Source organism: Lewinella sp. (assembly GCF_050633125.1).
GTDB lineage: Bacteria > Bacteroidota > Bacteroidia > Chitinophagales > Saprospiraceae > Lewinella.
Window position 1 is genome coordinate 3,713 of the sequence record NZ_JBOEFX010000228.1, and the last position, 686, is coordinate 4,398.

Annotated in this window: 1 protein-coding gene; it reads right to left on the bottom strand. The window is 46.9% G+C overall.

The window, feature by feature from the left end:
• Positions 1-27: 27 nt before the first annotated feature.
• Positions 28-555: a hypothetical protein gene (locus ACRBG0_RS28470; protein WP_431490215.1), complete on the bottom strand. Its 528-nt coding sequence runs from the start codon at positions 553-555 to the stop codon at positions 28-30.
• Positions 556-686: the final 131 nt, after the last annotated feature.

Sequence of the window (686 nt, forward strand, 5' to 3'; positions counted from 1 at the left end):
AAAACGCACCCCGCACCCAAAAGACGATCACGTCACCCAAAAGAAAACAGCGATAGCGATAGCAATTACTAACAATTCCAACAAATTCCCGTTGTTTTCACCTTCTACCCTTAGGTGGATCATCGAAATCGAAGAGGCTACCAAGCCACCCGCCGCATAAAACCCTATGATATTGTAACCAGGGAGAGTGGCACCATGATGCCCCAACTCATTCCACACACGCAAGGCCAACAAAAAGAGCAGAATACCGATAGCCGCACTCGCTACCCCAATGATAAGGTGCCAGAAAAAAGCCACCCCCTCACGGATTTTATCAAAGGTTCGGATCGTAGAGGTAATCACCAACCAAAAGGCCAACAAACTCACCCCTGTGCGAGTAGCATTGAGCCAGTTGGCATTATTAGGAAACAATTTACCTACCAGAATATAAATCACCGTCAGTATTGCCCCCAGTACGATGCTTGAGATCATAACCGTGCGCCAAAGTGCTCTCTTGTCTTCATGATCCAGGCCCACTTCCATGGAGCGTTCAGGGTTTTTCTTGCGTTTTGCCATTTTTGTCTGTTTTTACTATTAGCTGTCTAGCATCTTTATTTTTTTGACTTGCCTCTTAGTGCTCAGTTGTGCTCACTGCGTTCGCGACAGTGCTCGTTTCACTCGCGGGAGTGCTCTTCCGATAAATCGGA